The sequence below is a fragment of the Methylomonas sp. PHL2-19 genome (assembly GCF_059331595.1).
In genome coordinates, this window is the sequence record NZ_CP196841.1 from 1 (window position 1) to 16,188 (window position 16,188).

At 53.1% G+C, this 16,188-nt stretch carries 19 protein-coding genes; 8 read left to right on the forward strand and 11 right to left on the reverse strand.

Annotated elements, in window-relative coordinates; all coding sequences use genetic code 11:
- Positions 1-88: 88 nt before the first annotated feature.
- The 3 genes from ACR02O_RS23195 (at position 89) to ACR02O_RS23205 (ending at position 2,671) form a co-directional block, all read left to right on the forward strand.
- The gene (locus ACR02O_RS23195; protein ID WP_494523484.1) at positions 89-568 is read left to right on the forward strand and encodes a hypothetical protein; all 480 of its coding nucleotides are present in this window, start codon (positions 89-91) and stop codon (positions 566-568) included.
- 344 nt (positions 569-912) lie between these two features.
- The gene (locus ACR02O_RS23200; RefSeq protein WP_494523485.1) at positions 913-2,196 is read left to right on the forward strand and encodes an endonuclease toxin domain-containing protein; all 1,284 of its coding nucleotides are present in this window, start codon (positions 913-915) and stop codon (positions 2,194-2,196) included.
- 40 nt (positions 2,197-2,236) lie between these two features.
- Positions 2,237-2,671 (forward strand): contact-dependent growth inhibition system immunity protein, encoded by a 435-nt coding sequence (locus ACR02O_RS23205; protein WP_494523486.1) that lies wholly within the window; start codon positions 2,237-2,239, stop codon positions 2,669-2,671.
- A 365-nt stretch (positions 2,672-3,036) separates the two neighbouring features.
- Here ACR02O_RS23205 and ACR02O_RS23210 read toward each other — a convergent pair whose 3' ends face one another.
- The 5 genes from ACR02O_RS23210 to ACR02O_RS23230 form a co-directional block, all read right to left on the reverse strand.
- Complete coding sequence (locus ACR02O_RS23210; RefSeq protein WP_494523487.1) at positions 3,037-3,597, reverse strand: hypothetical protein; 561 nt, start codon at positions 3,595-3,597, stop codon at positions 3,037-3,039.
- A gap of 342 nt (positions 3,598-3,939) precedes the next feature.
- Positions 3,940-4,245, reverse strand: a complete 306-nt coding sequence (locus ACR02O_RS23215) for a MafI2 family immunity protein (RefSeq protein WP_494523488.1) — start codon at positions 4,243-4,245, stop codon at positions 3,940-3,942.
- A 215-nt stretch (positions 4,246-4,460) separates the two neighbouring features.
- Positions 4,461-4,775 (reverse strand): hypothetical protein, encoded by a 315-nt coding sequence (locus ACR02O_RS23220; RefSeq protein ID WP_494523489.1) that lies wholly within the window; start codon positions 4,773-4,775, stop codon positions 4,461-4,463.
- 2 nt (positions 4,776-4,777) lie between these two features.
- Positions 4,778-5,797, reverse strand: coding sequence for an RHS repeat-associated core domain-containing protein (locus ACR02O_RS23225; protein ID WP_494523490.1), 1,020 nt, complete (start codon positions 5,795-5,797; stop codon positions 4,778-4,780).
- Positions 5,798-5,810: 13 nt separating this feature from the next.
- Entirely contained in the window at positions 5,811-6,071 is a 261-nt protein-coding gene (locus tag ACR02O_RS23230; RefSeq protein WP_494523491.1) for a hypothetical protein, read from the reverse strand.
- On the opposite strand from ACR02O_RS23230, the gene ACR02O_RS23235 reads away from it, so the two are divergent.
- Positions 6,066-6,383: a hypothetical protein gene (locus ACR02O_RS23235; RefSeq protein WP_494523492.1), complete on the forward strand. Its 318-nt coding sequence runs from the start codon at positions 6,066-6,068 to the stop codon at positions 6,381-6,383. The two genes, ACR02O_RS23230 and ACR02O_RS23235, sit on opposite strands and share 6 nt — an antisense overlap.
- Positions 6,384-6,448: 65 nt before the next feature.
- Here ACR02O_RS23235 and ACR02O_RS23240 read toward each other — a convergent pair whose 3' ends face one another.
- The 5 genes from ACR02O_RS23240 to ACR02O_RS23260 all read right to left on the reverse strand — a co-directional run bounded on the left by ACR02O_RS23240 (position 6,449) and on the right by ACR02O_RS23260 (position 14,314).
- A complete protein-coding gene (locus tag ACR02O_RS23240) occupies positions 6,449-6,865 on the reverse strand; it encodes a hypothetical protein (RefSeq protein WP_171695399.1) in 417 nt (138 codons plus the stop codon).
- Positions 6,866-6,984: 119 nt separating this feature from the next.
- The gene (locus ACR02O_RS23245; RefSeq protein ID WP_253734428.1) at positions 6,985-8,397 is read right to left on the reverse strand and encodes an RHS repeat-associated core domain-containing protein; all 1,413 of its coding nucleotides are present in this window, start codon (positions 8,395-8,397) and stop codon (positions 6,985-6,987) included.
- A gap of 324 nt (positions 8,398-8,721) precedes the next feature.
- On the reverse strand, positions 8,722-9,096 hold the full coding sequence (locus ACR02O_RS23250; protein ID WP_494523493.1) for a hypothetical protein: 375 nt from the start codon (positions 9,094-9,096) through the stop codon (positions 8,722-8,724).
- A gap of 51 nt (positions 9,097-9,147) precedes the next feature.
- Complete coding sequence (locus ACR02O_RS23255) at positions 9,148-11,097, reverse strand: RHS repeat-associated core domain-containing protein (RefSeq protein WP_494523494.1); 1,950 nt, start codon at positions 11,095-11,097, stop codon at positions 9,148-9,150.
- Positions 11,098-11,959: 862 nt separating this feature from the next.
- Positions 11,960-14,314, reverse strand: a complete 2,355-nt coding sequence (locus ACR02O_RS23260; RefSeq protein ID WP_494523495.1) for an RHS repeat-associated core domain-containing protein — start codon at positions 14,312-14,314, stop codon at positions 11,960-11,962.
- Positions 14,315-14,424: 110 nt separating this feature from the next.
- Between ACR02O_RS23260 and ACR02O_RS23265 the strand changes: the two genes are divergently transcribed.
- Together ACR02O_RS23265 and ACR02O_RS23270 are read left to right on the forward strand one after the other, a co-directional pair.
- Positions 14,425-14,760 (forward strand): type II toxin-antitoxin system RelE/ParE family toxin, encoded by a 336-nt coding sequence (locus ACR02O_RS23265; protein ID WP_494523496.1) that lies wholly within the window; start codon positions 14,425-14,427, stop codon positions 14,758-14,760.
- Positions 14,757-15,071 carry a transcriptional regulator gene (locus ACR02O_RS23270; RefSeq protein WP_415878827.1) on the forward strand — a complete coding sequence of 105 codons (315 nt, stop codon included), beginning with the start codon at positions 14,757-14,759 and terminating at the stop codon, positions 15,069-15,071. The genes ACR02O_RS23265 and ACR02O_RS23270 overlap by 4 nt, the downstream gene beginning before the upstream one ends.
- Here the strand turns inward: ACR02O_RS23270 and ACR02O_RS23275 are convergent.
- Positions 15,047-15,427 carry a hypothetical protein gene (locus tag ACR02O_RS23275; protein ID WP_415878826.1) on the reverse strand — a complete coding sequence of 127 codons (381 nt, stop codon included), beginning with the start codon at positions 15,425-15,427 and terminating at the stop codon, positions 15,047-15,049. The two genes, ACR02O_RS23270 and ACR02O_RS23275, sit on opposite strands and share 25 nt — an antisense overlap.
- Before the next feature lie 121 nt (positions 15,428-15,548).
- On the opposite strand from ACR02O_RS23275, the gene ACR02O_RS23280 reads away from it, so the two are divergent.
- Positions 15,549-15,734, forward strand: coding sequence for a hypothetical protein (locus ACR02O_RS23280; protein WP_415878825.1), 186 nt, complete (start codon positions 15,549-15,551; stop codon positions 15,732-15,734).
- A gap of 17 nt (positions 15,735-15,751) precedes the next feature.
- The gene (locus tag ACR02O_RS23285; RefSeq protein WP_415878824.1) at positions 15,752-16,027 is read left to right on the forward strand and encodes a type II toxin-antitoxin system RelE/ParE family toxin; all 276 of its coding nucleotides are present in this window, start codon (positions 15,752-15,754) and stop codon (positions 16,025-16,027) included.
- Positions 16,028-16,188 lie beyond the last annotated feature (161 nt).

The window sequence follows — 16,188 nt, forward strand, 5'->3', positions numbered from 1 at the left end:
CGACGCTAGCAGTTTTTCGACGCATGAGGCATTTTAATCACATGCGTCCGAATAGGCTGCGCTATTCTCTACGTGGGCTGGAATGCAAATGAACGCGATAACAGCGTTGCAAAAAATACAATCCTCTCTCAATGGTTCGAAAGTAACCAAATCGGAAGCTGATAAGCTGGTTAATAATTTGCCATCGGAATTATTGCCAGAGTGGTTCACAGACCTTTTGCAGAATTACCCTTTATCTGGTGTCTGTTTTTCACTTGATGAAAAATTTGATGAATCTGGGCTAGGTGTAGATTTAAAGTGGTTTAATGCTGATCAAATGATTGAAGAGGCGCTATTGGCTTATCCAGGAAAAGTTGTTTCAAATATTGGCTATCTTCCAATTGCCGCATGTCTAACTGGTTCTGGCGATCCTTATTTTTTAAAAATGAAGGGGAGTAATTTGGAAGATCCTGCTTTAGTTCGCATACCTCATGATTTAGTCGCAGAAGATGAAACTTATCCAGAGAGCGAAATAGAGATTGTCTGCAAATCTCTTAGCTGCTTTTTTAATCTGTCAAAAATTGAATAACCGCAATAAGCTGATGTTGTCGGCCGCAGTCGGATAATCCGATAAGATGTGCCGACGGTAGGAGGCGCATCGTTCGCGACGCCGACGGCCGTCTGATCCGCAGCGCCGCGCAAGGCCGTAAGTCGCAATCGGTAGGGCGTCAATAGGCAACGCCGTATTGCGCCGCATGTTAACCAATCGCGGCCAGCTACGCCTACGACGACCTGTCGCGGCGCACCACCGTCACCCTGGGTAACGGCACCACCACCGTCACCGGTTACGACACCCAGTCGGCGCTGGCCAGCCTGACCCAAAACCTGGCCGGCACCGCCCAGGACAACACCTGGAGCTACACCCGCAACCAGGTGCAAGACATCAAAGCGGCCAGCTGGACCAACAACAGCTACCAATGGACCGGCTACACCAACGGCACCCGCAGCTACACCGCCAACGGCCTGAACCAATACGCCACGGCCGCCGGCAGCACCTTAAGCTACGACGCCAACGGCAACCTGGGTGGTGACGGCGTGTGGACTTACGCTTACAACCTCGACAACCAGCTGACCAGCGCCAACAAAACCGGCTCGGCCAACAGCCTGGCCTACGACGGCGCCGGCCGCTTGAGTCAAACCACCCTGGCCGGTGTTATCACCAACCTGAGCTACGACGGCAGCGACCTGGTGGCTGAATACAACAGCACCGGCACCCTGCTGAGACGCTACGTACACGGCCCAGGCGTTGACCAACCCTTAGTCTGGTACGAAGGCGCCGTCACCACCAACAAAACCTGGCTGTACAGCGACCACCAAGGCAGCATTGTCGCCACCGCCAACAGTGCCGGCACCAGTACCGCCACCTTGAGCTACGGCCCTTATGGCGAACCGAATGCCACCACCGGCGTCAGGTTCCGCTACACCGGTCAGCAGCTGTTAGGCCCACTGAACCTGTACTACTACAAAGCCCGGATGTACTCGCCCGCGATTGGCCGGTTCTTGCAGACCGATCCGATTGGCTACCAAGACGGCTTGAATCTGTATGCGTATGTGGGGAATAATCCGTTTAACCGGAATGATCCCAGTGGGTTGATTGCGGCTGATGCAAGGATGCTGGCGGGCAACTACATGACGGAGTTAAACACGACGGCTAGTGCTTTTTACGGGGTTTCTCAGAACAACCCAGCAATAAGTATGTCCTTTACTGTACCTATGCTAACTTTAGGAGGAACAGGGTCTATCACTAGTAATGCCGTTGCAGATAGTGGTGTTTGGAGTTTAAATCCTTTTGCAAGAGGACAGGCAATTGAACAAGCTCTAGGCCAAAATTTACCGAGTAATTTCCCTGTAATCGATAAGTTTGTAAATGGGGTAGCTACTAGCATAAAAAGCGTCGATCTTAATGCGGCGTCTTATCAGAATATGTCTACGCTGAGCAATACACTTACAAAGTATGTGAATAGTGTTGCTAATTATGCTGGGACAGGCTCACAGGGTTGGGCAGGCGCGATAATTAATGAGGGACAAATTACCGGTAAGGCTCTTGATATTGCTATACCGAACTCTGGTACCGCCGCGCAACAAGGGGTTCTAAATCAAATAATCGAATATGGTACATCTTGTGGTGTTTGTGTAAATTTAATTAAATATCCTTAGCTCATAGATTAGCTTTAGAATTCAATAGTAGGGTCAATTAATGAAACGTGCGTCTGCCATTTTAAGAAAGGGCAAAATTTTTATTCAGGGTTATTCGCTAACAACTGCTGGAATTTGGGTCGCATTGGGTACTGTACATGTCATTGATGAAACTCAAACAGATGAACTTGGTGAAAAAATTCTTGAAGCCTTAAATCAATCGTCTGAAGGTGTAAGGCATCCTACTCAAACAGAATGGAAAGCGATTCAAGCTCCGATGCTAGAGGCCGTGGGAGTTAAAACATGGGCAACGCTAGCAAAAGGTGCAAAAGCTGTTGGAATTAAATATGAAAAAGATTTAGTTACTATGGAACCGTCTAGTAAATATGAAAACAATGGGGGAATATCACTTCCTGAAAAGTCAATCCAATGTAAATTTGTTGCCGAAGAATTGGGATGTTCTTTGTTGGAAGCCTTTCTTTCCTGTGATAACTGATGAGGTTTCCCCGATTTTTAGTCTGAGGCCGTAGGTCGCAATCGGTAACCCGTAACATGCAAGGCCGATCGGGTCGGGGTGACGGGATTGCGCCCGTCACCTCTCCCACACCACCGGACATGTGGTTTTCCGCATCCGGCGGTTGAACCCGGCGACTCCTTATATCGTCGCAATATCTGATGGCACCCATAACCCGATAACGTGCGCCGATAGGATGTGCCGACGGTAGGAGGCGCATCGTTCGCGACGCCGACAGCCGTCTGATCCGTAGCGCGGCGCAGATCGGTACCCAATGGCTGGTGTCCTGTAACAGCTACACCCCGAGCGGCAAACTGCTGAAAGCCTGGGGTCCCGCGCAAACCGCGTTAGACACCACCTGTCCGGCCGCCGCCGCGCCGGTGATCGTCGCCGACTACGTCTACGACAACCTGGATAGGCTGAACACCCTGACCGAAAACCTGCCGGTGGCCGACGACGGCAACCGCATCACCCAGACGGTCTACAACGCCGGCGGTGGTGCTGGTCAGGCGGCCGGCGTTGTCGTAGACGTAGCCGATGGCGTAGCCGGTTTTGTTGGCGGCGGTTTTACGGCCCAACAGGTCGTAACTGAAGCTGATGTTGTCGGCGGCAGTCGGATAGGTCCGGCTCAGCAGACGGTTGAGGTTGTCGTAGGCCAAGGTAATGCTTTGACCGTTACGTTTGCGCAGGCTGGTGACGTTGCTGTTGGCGTCGTAGGCCACCTGTTCGTAGTCGGTGGCCGAGGAGGCGCCGGCGGTGACTTTGTCCGGATACAAGGTTTTCAGTTTCCGGTCGTGACCGTCGTATTGATAGGTGGTCAGCTGGTTTTTGGCATCCTTGACGGTAACGGCCAAGCCGTTGTTGCTGTAGGTGTAGGTCGCATAATTCTGCGCGATACCGGTGCCCACGGCTTTTTTGAGGATCTGGACACTGTCGTCGGCGTTGTAGACGGTCTGGGTGACGCGGTTGCCGCCGTCGGCCGCCGGCAGGTTTTCGGTCAGGGTATTCAGGCGATCCAGGTTGTCGTAGACGTAGTCGGCGACGGTGACCGGTGCGGCCGCGGCCGGACAGGTGGTGTCGGCCGTGGTGGTGCCAGGACCCCAGGCTTTCAGCAGTTTGCCACTCGGGGTGTAGCTGTTGCAGGATACCAGCCATTGGGTACCGATCTGCGCGGCGCTGCGGATCAGACGGCCGTCGGCGTCGTAGGCGATGCACCTGACGGCGGCATCTATCCGCGCACGTTATCGGGTTTATGCCTCTTTTCTTAAGAACACGATGTGACGATCTTTCTCATATAACAAAGGATTCGGACAATCTATCCTAATACAATGCTCATAGACATTGTGATGAGGAAAATCGGCGGCTACCAAGCTAGCCACCGAACTCATAGCCTCAACATCCTCTTCCGATATTTCTCCATCATAAAAGCAGTACAAGTGTATTTCTGATTCTTGATACTCCGCTTGTACTGAACGAAGAGAACATGATGCTTCTCCCCAAAGGGCTCTATTTACAGAAAGAACTAATGAAGGATATTCAGTCAGTGTGCTATTCATTGTTAGCCTTCGATCACTCTATGGTCGCGATGGAACAATGTGTGCGCCATTCTTGCCATAGTGGATAATATAGATCGGCCGCAGCGGCGCCGAGAAATCCTCCGGCAGTCGCTCCGAGTCCTGCGCCCTGAATAGCGCCTGCTACGGCTCTAAAACATACGGCGCGACACCCGTTCCCAGATACACCGTAAAAGGGCGCTCTACAAACAGTAAAATCAATCAAACTGAATTGTCATTAAATCATCATCTGAAAAAATTGATGAGGTTAAAAACTCCTTTGCGGACTTAATGGCTGTATTAAGTTCAAAACTTTCACAATACCACCCACCAAGAGAATCAATAACAAACCTATTACCATGACGCCTCCAAACTTCTATTCCAAGAGGAGTCCGCATATTCTTGAAAAGTAACTCCAAAAATGCAATTGAATCAGCTCGATTTAATCCAAATTCTGATGACCCATAATCAGCCAAAGAAAAACCATTATTTATTAGGAATGCGTTTAATTCCCCACAATTACTATCGCTCATAATTAATGTGTTGGATTAAAAAATCTATGATAGATCTGATTTGAACCATTTTTTATATATTCATAAACGCCTGGAACGCCATTACGTGAACCATCTATAGTTAACATTTCAACAGCATTACCCCTGCTATCAACAGTTCTTGCAACTGTTCCATATTCCGCAGCGAGCTCGTCAATAAGAGCGGGAAACGCATGATTATCTCCGCTCTCAAATTGCTTTAAAACTCGTGGATGCAAAGTAGTTTCTTCAAAAAAGGCTTCACTTGCACTTTTTCCTGTAGAACCAGCTGCCCCAGTAGCGATAAGCGTCCCGGCACCCCAAGCATATCCAGCATATTTGCCACCGGCATATGAAGCAGAGGATTGATCTACGCCCCCATTAATACCCAAGCTATTACGAAGATTTGCGGTTGAATACATACCTAGCGTCGCGACACTGGATATTCCGTCGCCAAATCCCGCAGTGGCATTTACAAAGCTAGGGTTAAGCGACGGCAAATTGGCACCATCCAAATACCCGCCAATTTTGCCGCCGAGCATATTCATATCAGCCGCAATCAACCCACTGGGATCATTCCGATTAAACGGATTATTCCCCACATACGCATACAGATTCAAGCCGTCTTGGTAGCCAATCGGATCGGTCTGCAAGAACCTTCCAATCGCGGGCGAGTACATCCGGGCTTTGTAGTAGTACAGGTTCAGCGGTCCCAGCAACTGCTGGCCGGTGTAGCGGAACCTGACGCCGGTGGTGGCATTGGGTTCGCCGTAAGGGCCGTAGCTCAAGGTGGCGGTACTGGTGCCGGCACTGTTGGCGGTGGCGACGATGCTGCCTTGGTGGTCGCTGTACAGCCAGGTTTTGTTGGTGGTGACGGCGCCTTCGTACCAGACTAAGGGTTGGTCAACGCCAGGGCCGTGTACGTAACGTCTCAGCAGGGTGCCGGTGCTGTTGTATTCAGCCACCAGGTCGCTGCCGTCGTAGCTCAGGTTGGTGACGACGCCCGCCAGGGTGGTTTGACTCAAGCGGCCGGCGCCATCATAAGCCAGGCTGTTGGCCGAGCCGGTTTTGTTGGCGCTGGTCAGTTGATTGTCGAGGTTGTACCCTAAAGGGCATTAAATAGGCATAGGTCCACACCCCATCGCCACCCAGGTTGCCGTTGGCGTCGTAGCTCAGGGTGCTGCCGGCGGCCGTGGCGTATTGGTTCAGGCCGTTAGCGGTGTAGCTGCGGGTGCCGTTGGTGTAGCCGGTCCATTGGTAGCTGTCGTTAGTCCAGCTGGCCGCTTTGATGTCTTGCACCTGGTTGCGGGTGTAGCTCCAGGTGTAGTCCTGGGCGGTGCCGGCCAGGTTTTGGGTCAGGCTGGCCAGCGCCGATTGGGTGTCGTAACCGTAGCCGGTGGTACGCCGCGACAGGTCGTCGTAGGCATAGCTGGCCAGGCTGACGGTGCCATTCTCCAGCAGGGCGGTCGGCCGGTTCAGGGCATCGTAGCTGGCGGTAATGTAGAACGCGGTGGCTTCCGGCCAGGTGGTGCGGGTGCGGGTGCCGGCCGGGTCGTACTGGTAGGCCAGGGTTTTGCCGCCGGCCGTGGTGCTGGTCAGGCGGCATTTTAATTACATGCGTCCGAATACGCTCCGCTATTCGGACCTACGCGGGCTACCAATTGTGGCTTACGGGTTCAGAGACTAGCGTTATGCTTAACCACCTCTTCATCTTTAGGATCGACATAATAATCATCAGATGAGCGATAGGTTCTGCTTCGATTATCTTTGACCCGTCCGTTCAGCTGTTTCGCGATATCGATCATCCAATTTAATGTGTTCTCATCGGGATTCTTTGTCATAAGATGACTTTTTGACAAATAGAGCTTACCGGAAATATTCCCGGTCGGATCTAATACTAAGGTGTCTCTCTCTGCTCTACTGCCTGTGTCACTTTCTTTAAGGACAATATCACTACGTTGATTTGCTAATGCCTGAAGCTGTTCAAGTGATGGCGGTAAATAATAGTAAACCTTCTTGCTACCTAACCACCATGGCCCTTGTTTTGTCTCTAAACCTAGGACTATGAAGAATAAACCTTTAATTACCGCCATAAATTATTCGCTAGTTAGAGGAAAAATCCGGAAACTTTTTTTCGACCGAGAAACCACGGAGAATAACGGGTTTCTCGACCAACGATAATTCAATAAAGACCTTTGCTTACTGACACTTATTATTTTCTACCAGAAATAGATGACGCTCCTAATTGTATCCCTGCCAAACCTACACTCGCACCACTGTAAAGCCTATTGACATTGGTTAAACCAACGCCCCGCTCATAAAATAATGGGATTCCTAAACCATAATCGCCTGTATATTTGTTGACATGCTTCGTCCACTCCCCTTTCGTCGTTAAATCTGCCCAAAGATTAGAACCACCCCATGATATATCTGGCCCACCTTTAGCGCGATTTGCCCCTGTAAAAGCATTGGCCGCTCCGGAACTCAATATGTTTCCGTCGTTCAAGATATTCCCAACCGTATCGTGATAGCGCGATCCTTGCACCGCCGCATTTGAAGTTGTCGGTGCCATCCGCGTGACTTGATGCGCTACATCGGCAACTTGAGACACATCGTATCCGATTTGAGCGGATGTTCGAATTGAATTCCCAGCTTCCAAGGATTTCAAGCCTGCACTGACGCCTGCCGGCAAGAACGGTATGGCGGTTGCCACTCCGTCATAGATAAGACCAGCAGCATCCAAAGTGGCCCAGCCCCAATTGCCTTGGCTAACATTCGCGGCAAGCGATGTGGCCCCCAAAGCAATATTCGCAACGTCCCAGGCAGTTTCGAGAAATAAACCGCTTGGATCGCGCCGGTTAAACGGATTATTCCCCACATACGCATACAGATTCAAGCCGTCTTGGTAGCCAATCGGATCGGTCTGCAAGAACCGGCCAATCGCGGGCGAGTACATCCGGGCTTTGTAGTAGTACAGGTTGAGCGGTCCCAGCAGCTGCTGACCGGTGTAGCGGAAGCGGACGCCGGTGGTGGCATTGGGTTCGCCATAGGGGCCGTAGCTTAAGATCGCCGTACTGGTGCCGGCACTGTTGGCGGTGGCGACGATGCTGCCTTGGTGGTCGCTGTACAGCCAGGTTTTGTTGGTGGTGACGGCGCCTTCGTACCAGACCAGGGGTTGGTCGACGCCGGGGCCGTGTACGTAGCGTCTCAGCAAGGTGCCGGTACTGTTGTATTCAGCCACCAAGTCGCTGCCGTCGTAGCTCAGGTTGGTGACGACGCCGGCCAGGGTGGTTTGGCTCAAGCGGCCGGCGCCGTCGTAGGCCAGGCTGTTGGCCGAGCCGGTTTTGTTGGCGCTGGTCAGTTGGTTGTCGAGGTTGTAAGCGTAGGTCCACACGCCGTCGCCGCCGAGGTTGCCGTTGGCGTCGTAGCTTAAGGTGCTGCCGGCGGCCGTGGCGTATTGGTTCAGGCCGTTGGCGGTGTAGCTGCGGGTGCCGTTGGTGTAGCCGGTCCATTGGTAGCTGTTGTTGCTCCAGCTGGCCGCTTTGATGTCTTGCACCTGGTTGCGGGTGTAGCTCCAGGTGTTGTCCTGGGCGGTGCCGGCCAGGTTTTGGGTCAGGCTGGCCAACGCCGATTGCGCGTCGTAGCCGGTGACGGTGGTGGTGCCGTTACCCAGGGTGACGGTGGTGCGCCGCGACAGGTCGTCGTAGGCATAGCTGGCCAGGCTGACGGTGCCGTTCTCCAGCAGGGCGGTCGGCCGGTTGAGGGCGTCGTAGCTGGCCGTGATGTAGAACGCGGTGGCTTCCGGCCAGGTGGTGCGGGTGCGGGTGCCGGCCGGGTCGTATTGGTAGGCCAGGGTTTTGCCGCCGGCGGTGGTGCTGGTCAGGCGGCGTTTTTTTTAATCACATGCGTCCGAATACGCTTCGCTATTCGGACCTACGCTGATTTTAAGTTACTGATTCAGTATGCATTTAATAGAAATTTCTGGCATTGGATCCATTGCAATAACTTCTTCAAAATAATCTGCACAGCTTGTGTATTCAATTGAAAAAATCAAACCTTTAACACACCATACAGAAGCTACATTCTCAATCGAACTATTTTCTATCCGAAGATATACTTTCGCTATTTCATATTCATCTGATTTATTAGGAAATGCAATATTGCCATCAAAATTCGGCTTCCCATTTTTCATTCTATAAAAATTTACCTCAACGCCACCAGGAAGACGCTGAATTTTATTTATCGCTTGCAGCTGTCTATCCCATAAGTTAATCATAGAAGGATCAATATTGTTGCGCACAGTATCTAGAATCAATACTTCCAATTTAGATAATCCGCAATTTATCCCAAGCATGTTCTTAAAAAAATCTAGCATTTATTTTTTAGCGGCACTAAGGTTTACACTATCAAACATAGAATTATTATATGAACTATTCCCCGACATAGCGGCACCTAACGTTCCATATAAACCGCCTGACACAGCCCCTTTGTAAACATTTGGTAGTCGTGTCCACTGCTGAGAAATAACACTAGGCATTGGATTTTCCGCTTTCCACGATCTGGACATGAATCGATAACGATATGGATCAGACAATGCGTGAGTTTCTTTTGAAACAAAGTTTCCATTAAAAATAGAACGGGGGCCTCCAGATCTAGCAGGGATCCAATGAGAAAACTCCAAACCAGCGCCTCGTGTACCAGCAGCTCTTACTCCACCGGCTACTCCTGTAGCAAAGCTTGTCGCAATACCGGCATACTCACCAGCAGAATATTCTTGTGAGTTGTAGTTTATACCACCATCAATATCAAGAACATTACGAAGATCGTCACCAAATCCCAACAAAATCGTGTCTCCAAATCCAGCAAAGAAATCAACCGTTCCTTGAGACAATTTCCCACTGGGATCATTCCGATTAAACGGATTATTCCCCACATAGGCATACAGATTCAAGCCATCCTGGTAGCCAATCGGATCAGTTTGCAGGAAGCGGCCAATCGCCGGCGAGTACATCCGCGCTTTGTAGTAGTACAGGTTCAGCGGGCCTAACAGCTGCTGGCCGGTGTAGCGGAACCTGACGCCGGTGGTGGCATTCGGTTCGCCATAGGGGCCGTAGCTCAAGGTGGCGGTACTGGTGCCGGCACTGTTGGCGGTGGCGACGATGCTGCCTTGGTGGTCGCTGTACAACCAGGTTTTGTTGGTGGTGACGGCGCCTTCGTACCAGACTAAGGGTTGGTCAACGCCAGGGCCGTGTACGTAGCGTCTCAGCAGGGTGCCGGTGCTGTTGTATTCAGCCACCAGGTCGCTGCCGTCGTAGCTCAGGTTGGTGACGACACCCGCCAGGGTGGTTTGGCTCAAGCGGCCGGCGCCGTCGTAGGCCAGGCTGTTGGCCGAGCCGGTTTTGTTGGCGCTGGTCAGTTGGTTGTCGAGGTTGTAAGCGTAGGTCCACACCCCATCGCCACCCAGGTTGCCGTTGGCGTCGTAGCTCAGGGTGCTGCCGGCGGCCGTGGCGTATTGGTTCAGGCCGTTGGCGGTGTAGCTGCGCGTGCCGTTGGTGTAGCCGGTCCATTGGTAGCTGTTGTTGGTCCAGCTGGCCGCTTTGATGTCTTGCACCTGGTTGCGGGTGTAGCTCCAGGTGTTGTCCTGGGCGGTGCCGGCCAGGTTTTGGGTCAGGCTGGCCAACGCCGATTGCGCGTCGTAGCCGGTGACGGTGGTGGTGCCGTTACCCAGGGTGACGGTGGTGCGCCGCGACAGGTCGTCGTAGGCGTAGCTGGCCAGGCTGACGGTGCCGTTCTCCAGCAGGGCGGTCGGCCGGTTGAGGGCGTCGTAGCTGGCGGTGATGTAGAACGCGGTCGCTTCCGGCCAGGTGGTGCGGGTGCGGTTGCCGGCCGGGTCGTATTGGTAGGCCAGGGTTTTGCCGCCGGCGGTGGTGCTGGTCAGGCGGCCGGCGTTGTCGTAGACGTAGCCGGTTTTGTTGGCGGCGGTTTTACGGCCCAACAGGTCGTAACTGAAGCTGATGTTGTCGGCGGCAGTCGGATAGGTCCGGCTCAGCAGACGGTTGAGGTTGTCGTAGGCCAAGGTAATGCTTTGACCGTTACGTTTGCGCAGGCTGGTGACGTTGCTGTTGGCGTCGTAGGCCACCTGTTCGTAGTCGGTCGCCGAGGAGGCGCCGGCGGTGACTTTGTCCGGATACAGGGTTTTCAGTTTCCGGTCGTGACCGTCGTATTGATAGGTGGTCAGCTGGTTTTTGGCATCCTTGACGGTGAGCGGCAGGCCGTTGTTGCTGTAGGTGTAGGTCGCATAATTCTGTGCCAGCGCACTACCCACGGCTTTTTTGACGATCTGGACACTGTCGTCGCTGTTGTAGACGGTCTGGGTGACGCGGTTGCCGCCGTCGACCGTGGTGGTGCCAGGCCCCCAGGCTTTCAGCAGTTTACCGCTCGGAGTGTAGCTGTTGCAGGATACCAGCCATTGGGTACCGATCTGCGCGGCGCTGCGGATCAGACGGCCGTCGGCGTCGCGATCGATGCGCCTGACGACAGCATCCTAACGGCGCACGTTATAGGGTTGTGGGTGCCATCAGATTTTGCGACGTCATAAGAAGTCGTCGGGTTCAACCACCGGCTGCGGAAAACCGCATGTCCGGTGGTGTGGGAGAGCTGATCGGCGAAATCCCGTCACCCCGACCCGATTGGGTTTATTTTTTAAAAAATAAATCTCCTACAGTGCTAACTCCATGAGTCGAAAAATAAAACATAACAAAGGAAAAAATAAATAAGACGCCTATAACAATTTTTTCCTTGGTTGTTGTTAACAAAACAAATGGATTTTTTTCAAATCCGAGAATTATCCTAAAGATAGGCTTTCCAGATCTTATCGACATTTTAAATATAATGATCGATCCGCCCAAGAGAAACACGAAAGCCGCAGCATCTATCAACCTGGTAGCTAATATGAATTCCATAAAAATCCAGTATAAAATAATTTACTTATTTTAAGCATAAAGAATTTGATTTACGTTAGAACTATTCGAGCAAGGAACAAAACCATTCACTATCGAACTGTTGCCATCGTAATCAATAAGAAAATTATTCATAATAAAACACATGTGATGTTTATTGTTCACCAAAACTGAACGCAGCCCCAGCACAAAATAACGACTGACTATATATTAATTCTCTAGTTTCACCTAATTACAATTCGATCCAAAACTCATCCCAGCTAACCCATTAACGTTGTTCGTAGTTGGCGCAGCAGTTGTCGCACCAGAATAACCAATAAATCCATTTTTCATGCTGTAAATACCTGTTAGTGTTTCTTGCGCACCAAAACTGAATCCGGCTCCAGTACCGAAGGACAATCCACTATATGAACCGGTTTGAGCATTAAAACTCAAACCTCCAGATACACCAGGAAAAGTTAAGCTCATCACATTGTCTCTACCTGCAAGATCTTTAACCGACCCCGGCGAAATTCCGACACTAAGGTTGAGAGAGCCAATCCCATATAAGTTACTACTCCCACTAAATGGGACGCTTTCGCCGCCCCCAGCGCCACCCGATATAATTAGGCCACTGTCACGTTCAGCGCCGTCAAACAATGGGAAAGACTCAGCCACCCCGATTTGGACGGATCTATCGCCACCAAAATTAGTTAGCCCAATTTTATTTGCTATATCACCCATCCAACCAGGCAGGCTGAGCTGGCCAGTCATAGTAAATGTAATATTTCCGCTCGGATCGGTTCTGTTAAACGGATTATTCCCCACATACGCATACAGATTCAAGCCGTCTTGGTAGCCAATCGGATCGGTCTGCAAGAACCGGCCGATGGCGGGCGAGTACATCCGGGCTTTGTAGTAGTACAGGTTGAGCGGGCCAATCAGCTGCTGGCCGGTGTAGCGGAAGCGGACGCCGGTGGTGGCATTCGGTTCGCCGTAAGGGCCGTAGCTCAAGGTGGCGGTACTGGTGCCGGCACTGTTGGCGGTGGCGACGATGCTGCCTTGGTGGTCGCTGTACAACCAGGTTTTGTTGGTGGTGACGGCGCCTTCGTACCAGACTAAGGGTTGGTCAACGCCAGGGCCGTGTACGTAGCGTCTCAGCAGGGTGCCGGTGCTGTTGTATTCAGCCACCAGGTCGCTGCCGTCGTAGCTCAGGTTGGTGACGACGCCCGCCAGGGTGGTTTGACTCAAGCGGCCGGCGCCGTCGTAGGCCAGGCTGTTGGCCGAGCCGGTTTTGTTGGCGCTGGTCAGCTGGTTGTCGAGGTTGTAGGCATAGGTCCACACCCCGTCGCCACCCAGGTTGCCGTTGGCGTCGTAGCTTAAGGTGCTGCCGGCGGCCGTGGCGTATTGGTTCAGGCCGTTGGCGGTGTAGCTCCGAGTACCGTTGGTGTAGCCGGTCCATTGGTAGCTGTTGTTGGTCCAGCTGGCCGCTTTGATGTCTTGCACCTGGTTGCGGGTGTAGCTCCAGGTGTTGTCCTGGGCGGTGCCGGCCAGGTTTTGGGTCAGGCTGGCCAGCGCCGATTGCGCGTCGTAGCCGGTGACGGTGGTGGTGCCGTTACCCAGGGTGACGGTGGTGCGCCGCGACAGGTCGTCGTAGGCATAGCTGGCCAGGCTGACGGTGCCGTTCTCCAGCAGGGCGGTCGGCCGGTTGAGGGCGTCGTAGCTGGCGGTGATGTAGAACGCGGTGGCTTCCGGCCAGGTGGTGCGGGTGCGGTTGCCGGCCGGGTCGTATTGGTAGGCCAGGGTTTTGCCGCCGGCGGTGGTGCTGGTCAGGCGGCCGGCGTTGTCGTAGACGTAGCCGATGGCGTAGCCGGTTTTGTTGGCGGCGGTTTTACGGCCCAACAGGTCGTAACTGAAGCTGATGTTGTCGGCGGCAGTCGGATAGGTCCGGCTCAGCAGACGGTTGAGGTTGTCGTAGGCCAAGGTAATGCTTTGACCGTTACGTTTGCGCAGGCTGGTGACGTTGCTGTTGGCGTCGTAGGCCACCTGTTCGTAGTCGGTGGCCGAGGAGGCGCCGGCGGTGACTTTGTCCGGATACAAGGTTTTCAGTTTCCGGTCGTGACCGTCGTATTGATAGGTGGTCAGCTGGTTTTTGGCATCCTTGACGGTAACGGCCAAGCCGTTGTTGCTGTAGGTGTAGGTCGCATAATTCTGCGCGATACCGGTGCCCACGGCTTTTTTGAGGATCTGGACACTGTCGTCGGCGTTGTAGACGGTCTGGGTGACGCGGTTGCCGCCGTCGGCCGCCGGCAGGTTTTCGGTCAGGGTATTCAGGCGATCCAGGTTGTCGTAGACGTAGTCGGCGACGGTGACCGGTGCGGCCGCGGCCGGACAGGTGGTGTCGGCCGTGGTGGTGCCAGGACCCCAGGCTTTCAGCAGTTTGCCACTCGGGGTGTAGCTGTTGCAGGATACCAGCCATTGGGTACCGATCTGCGCGGCGCTGCGGATCAGGCGGCCGTCGGCGTCGTAAGCTTGCTTGGTCAGTTTACCCAAGGCGTTTGTCAGCTGTATCGGCCGCCGTTGGTTGTCGTAAGCGGTGGCCACGGTGTCGGTGACGTCGGTGCGCGGGCCGTTGACTTGGGTCAGGTTACGGCGCGTATTTGTTGGTGGAATAATTTCATTGAATGACGGTAACCCTTAGGTTACTATCGGGCATGATTCAGATTCACGAATATACCGATACGAATGGTCGCAGTCCTTTCGCGGATTGGTTTAATGATCTTGATGCATCTGTTGCCGCCAAGATAGCAACCGCGATTATTCGGCTGGAACAGGGGAATTTCTCGAATGCCAAAGGTGTCGGTGCCGGCGTATCAGAATTTCGCATCGATTCTGGACCAGGGTACAGAATTTATTTTGGCAAAGATGGCGAGCGACTTGTGATCCTGCTGGCGGGCGGTACAAAGAAGCGGCAACAACAAGACATCGAGAATGCACAAGCCAGATGGACTGATTACAAACAGCGCAAACGCCAAAGAGGTGACAAATGACTTTAACCCGCAATTTCAAAGATACTGTGATAGCGCGTATCGGGCAAGATACGGAATTTCGCGACGCATTATTGCGAGAAGGGATTGAATGCCTTTTGTCCGGGGATGTGGATACCGGCAAGGCCATTTTACGAGATTATATCAACGCAACGATTGGCTTTGAGCGACTTGGCGAGGTCACCAATACTCCACCCAAAAGCCTGATGCGCATGTTTAGCCAGAAAGGCAATCCACAAGCTAGAAATCTCTTTGCTGTTATCTCTCAGCTCCAAACCCAAAGTGGCGTTCACTTTGAAGTCAGAGCGGTGTAATAAGGTTGTTCGGATCGCATTATACCGTTGCCCACGGCTTTTTTGAGGATCTGTACACTGTCATCGCTGTTGTAGACGGTCTGGGTGACGCAGTTGCCGCCGTCGGCCGCCGGCAGGTTTTCGGTCAGGGTGCTCAGGCGATCCAGCTTGTCGTAGACGTAGTCGGCGACGGTGACCGGGGCGGCCGCAGCCGGACAGGTGGTGTCGGCCGTGGTGGTGCCAGGACCCCAGGCTTTCAGCAGTTTGCCGCTCGGGGTGTAGCTGCTGCAGGACACCAGCCATTGGGTACCGATCTGCGCGGCGCTGCGGATCAGACGGCCGTCGGCGTCGGTGCGCGGGCCGTTGACTTGGGTCAAGTTGGTGGCGAAGGCGTCCAGCCTGTAGAATAGTGTCCCAGAAGGTACGCCATGTGCACACTACCCTGACCAATGCCGGACAAGCCTAGAATGCCATCAGCGACTAAAGGAGAAGTTCACCATGCAACTACACACCGCTAAACAAGAAGCCCTTGCTACCATTCAGCGTTTACCAGATACCGCCGACATGGAGGAAATTATGTACCGGCTCTATGTGCTGGAAAACATCCGGCGCGGCCAACAAGACGCCGAACAGCGCAAGACCACACCCGCCGAACAGGTACTGAGAGATATTCAGGCGTGGTAAAGTGGACCGATCACGCATTGGCCCAACTTCGTCACATTCACGACTATATTGCGCAGGATTCACCTCTATATGCCAAGCGGGTGACTGAAGCGCTGGTTAGTAAAACGATTGGACTAGATAAACTGCCCCACCTTGGCCGGACGGTGCCGGAACTGAGCGACGAGGCTGTGCGTGAACTCTCGCTCTATTCTTACCGCATTCTTTACGAGATCAAAACGACGCATATCGAAGTGCTCGCGGTCATTCATAAACGCCGAGACTTACAGCCTGACGAGATACTGCGCGAGCAGTGACTTAGAACGGGGGGTGGCTTCCGGCCAGGTGGTGAGGGTGCCGGCCGGAACTGGCTAAAACATACGGCTTCGCTTATTGATGTCCTATCGATTGCGACTTACGACCTTGATTGCCGCCGAGGTCGCCGTTGGCGTCATAAATCGGAACACGGCTAACGCCG